This window comes from Paenibacillus humicus NBRC 102415 (assembly GCF_004000905.1).
Taxonomy (GTDB): Bacteria; Bacillota; Bacilli; order Paenibacillales; family Paenibacillaceae; genus Paenibacillus_O; species Paenibacillus_O humicus.
The window spans coordinates 1-3,153 of the sequence record NZ_BIMD01000098.1 but is presented as its reverse complement, the minus strand read 5'-3'; the positions used below and the strand labels follow the sequence as shown (position 1 = coordinate 3,153).

Annotated in this window: 2 protein-coding genes and 2 pseudogenes; 1 reads left to right on the top strand and 3 read right to left on the bottom strand. The window is 48.7% G+C overall.

The genetic code is table 11. The features are described 5' to 3' along the window. Positions 1-163: 163 nt before the first annotated feature. Positions 164-964: an ExeA family protein gene (locus PHU01S_RS25440; RefSeq protein ID WP_107338592.1), complete on the bottom strand. Its 801-nt coding sequence runs from the start codon at positions 962-964 to the stop codon at positions 164-166. Beyond that, a pseudogene (locus PHU01S_RS25435) lies at positions 957-1,919 on the bottom strand (DDE-type integrase/transposase/recombinase); the annotation flags it as partial. The pseudogene PHU01S_RS25435 and the gene PHU01S_RS25440, both read right to left, overlap by 8 nt. Between PHU01S_RS25435 and PHU01S_RS25430 the strand changes: the two are divergent. Next, complete coding sequence (locus tag PHU01S_RS25430; protein ID WP_174806408.1) at positions 1,854-2,831, top strand: YkvI family membrane protein; 978 nt, start codon at positions 1,854-1,856, stop codon at positions 2,829-2,831. The pseudogene PHU01S_RS25435 and the gene PHU01S_RS25430 overlap by 66 nt on opposite strands. 182 nt (positions 2,832-3,013) lie before the next feature. On the opposite strand, the pseudogene PHU01S_RS26825 reads toward PHU01S_RS25430, so the two are convergent. After that, a pseudogene (locus tag PHU01S_RS26825) lies at positions 3,014-3,132 on the bottom strand (DUF421 domain-containing protein); the annotation flags it as partial. Between the last annotated feature and the right edge of the window lie 21 nt (positions 3,133-3,153).

Genomic DNA, 3,153 nt, shown 5'->3' with positions numbered 1-3,153 from the left:
AATTTATGGTTCTTATTATTTTTATGACAGGGATCGTTTGTCTCATGCCGCGCTGGAGCGCTAAGAGTGTTACTGCTAACGCATAATGTCCAGCGGTTGACGGCGTAAGTTGTCCTTCTATTGACGGTCAATCTGTCCGCATGAGGCTATACCGAAAGGGGAATTATGACAATTCCCCTTGGATCACTCGCTTGACCATATGATCGTCTATGATACGATGTTTGTTCTGCGCACCGTAAATCAAGCAGTGCGTGCATAGCTTGTTAATCAGACGAGCGGCTCCGCTGGAGAAGCGGTAGACGTCATCAATTGCGCCGTCTGTGAAGACATCCCGATCCGCACCGGCGTAAGCCATATGCCGGACAATGTATGCTCCTGTCTGAGCGCGATCATAGTGCGGAAGCTTGCACTGCAGGTCGATTCGCTGACGAATGGCAGCGTATGCTTGCAGATGGAGTCGCTCCCACAGCTCACTTTGCCCGACCAGGATCAGCGCCATCGGACTTTGGGCGTCCATCTTAAAGTTGAGCAGGAACCGTACCTCTTCCAGCATCTCTCGGTCTAGCAGATGCGCCTCGTCCACGACGACGACGGGCTGCAAACCGTGAATCCCACGCATCAATTCAATCTCACGATGCAACTGACGCTTGGCGTCCCCGCGGTAAAACTTCGACTCGCAACCAAGTTGTTCGAGCACCCCCTTGTAGAAATGCCTTGGTGTCAATTTTGAATCCGACAGATACAACACCTTGAATTTTGCGGCGTCGAGCGTATCCGTAAATCGCCGAATCGTCGTCGTCTTCCCGGTTCCGCAATCCCCGGTAACGACCGCGAACCACTGTCGCTGAGCCGCATACGCTAAGCGTCCGAGCGTCTCTTCCAAGATTTCCGACTCATACAGTTCGCTTGTCGGCAGATCTCTCGAGAATGGAGAGCGATGCAGATCGTAGAATGCCTCAAACATCGCCGCTCTCCTTCAGAACACGCCGGTAGGTGACAGCCGGCGCCTGATGGTCGTGACGCTGGTGGCTCCGTTCTTCTGCGGCGGCGAGCAGCCGGGACGAATCCGTCGGTTCCGGTTGTAAATGCTTCGGAAGCGGCGGGCGCTTGCCTGCGCGTTCGCCGATGACGAGCTCCTTCACTCTCCACGACGGATGGCCTTCGTACTCGATCGTGAGTTCCGTAATGTCTGCCGGGTCGTATACGACATCCACCGTACATCCCATGAACGACAGCCCCACTTCATACTTGCGATCCATGAAGCTGATGCAGCCGGACTTGTCGACCTTGCGCGGCTCGCAATGCAGGAACGCATCGGCGAGCACATCCGGATCCGCAAACCGCAGCGACTTCTTGTCGCTTTGGAATGTGCTGTACGGGCTCTGTTTGTTGGGAAGCGCCGAATGCGGCTTGTTTTGGTAGCATTCGGTAAGCCATACCTGGAACAGCTCGTTCAACCGCTCGAGCGTCTTCGGCTTCTCAAGCGCCGCTTCACTGAGAAAGGAGTCCACCACACGATTAAATCGCTCGACTTTCCCCGTGGATTCCGGCGAGTACGGCTTAGCGAAGAGAAGACGGATTCCGAGCTTGGAGCACGCCCTCGTCATCCATTTCGTGCGGTACTGCTTGCCGTTGTCGAAGTACACCGCTTCCGGAACCCCGTATTTCTGTATGGCCCTGCGGAAGCAATCCTCGACGATCGTCTTGTCCATTACCGGGTAAAATTCCCCGTGAAGAACGAACCGCGTCGCATCGTCGATGAACGTCACGAGAAATACCTGTTTCATCGCACCGCCCGGTCCGATGGGCAAGTACGGACCGTATTTCAGATCGGAATGCCACAGACGATTTCGATGCTTCTGCTGGAAACGTCGCGCAGCAACGCCGGATTCCGCGTACATCCGCATATGGCGGGTACTGTTTTATGCAGCACCTTTCTTTTTGTGTGGATCGGCACTAAAATGATGATTCTAGCTCACCATATCAAAGCATTTTCATATCAGGAGTTTAATGTTTATCTGTTTGGCAAGATTTTCGGCAAAGTCGCAAATGCCTTGACTTTTATTATTCTATTTGGGGTAACGGCCGTGATGCTTTCAGGAACCGGTACCATTTTCGAAGAACAACTCCGTCTACCCTATCAACTGGGTATTATCATCAGCATCGTTTTGTGTTATCTGGTGATGACGAAGGAAATCAGCGGAATTATGTTCGTAAACTCGTTAGTCGTTCCCATGATGCTTTTTTTCACTATTCTCCTTGTCGTAAAGGTTGTCAGAATAGACAATATTTTTGATATAGTCGGTTGGCAGAACCAACAACTGTACAATTTGAAGTGGTTCGTGAGTCCGTTTGTGTATGCAGGATTGAATTTTGCTTTTATTCTAGCCGTTATGGTTCCTCTGGGGAGTGAGGTGGATGACGAAAGCGCATTAAAATGGGGAGGGTTTTGGGGAGGCATTGGTCTTGGTTTTATGCTTCTTGTCAGCCATTTTGCAATGAGCTCAAAGATGCCCGAGATTCTTCAATACGATATTCCGATGGCCGAGATTATTCGAGATTTCGGGCGGTTTTTTCATGTATTGTTTTTGCTCGTAATCTATGGAGAAATATTCACCACATTGATAGGCAATGTTTTCGGAATTTCTCGTCAAATCCAAAGTCTATATAATCTTCCTAAAAGTTGGTTAGTTCTTGGCATATTACTTGCTAGTTTTTTGATTAGTCAAGCCGGTTTCACCTCCTTACTTACTTATCTTTATCCGCTATTTGGGTATATGGGTTTGATACTTCTTATTTTTTTAGCAGCTCAACGGATGCCCAGGGACTAAGTCTCCATATTTTTATAAGTTGATTCGGCACGAAATCCAACTATTGGGTAATTATGCTACTATCGGAATTAAGGCACAGGGTTCCATCGATCCAACTTCTTATTTCCAAGACTTTTGGCCTGCCGTCTTAATAGCTAACATAAATGACCTCCATAAGAATAAAGAATACAGCATAGGGTAGACAGTTGCATGTCATATAGAGTATTTCCAACGACTTCACCTAAAAAATAGCTGAAATGAAGTCAAACGGTGTTACTTGACTAAATTGGTTTTTCCCTAACATCTTTGTAATGATGGACAATGGACAATCCTACAAAACCTA

Bases quoted from the DNA above. Each gene is read 5' to 3' on its own strand.
- PHU01S_RS25430 (WP_174806408.1), top strand. From the start codon at position 1,854: ATGCTTCTGCTGGAAACGTCGCGCAGCAACGCCGGATTCCGCGTACAT.
- PHU01S_RS25440 (WP_107338592.1), bottom strand. From the start codon at position 964: ATGTTTGAGGCATTCTACGATCTGCATCGCTCTCCATTCTCGAGAGAT.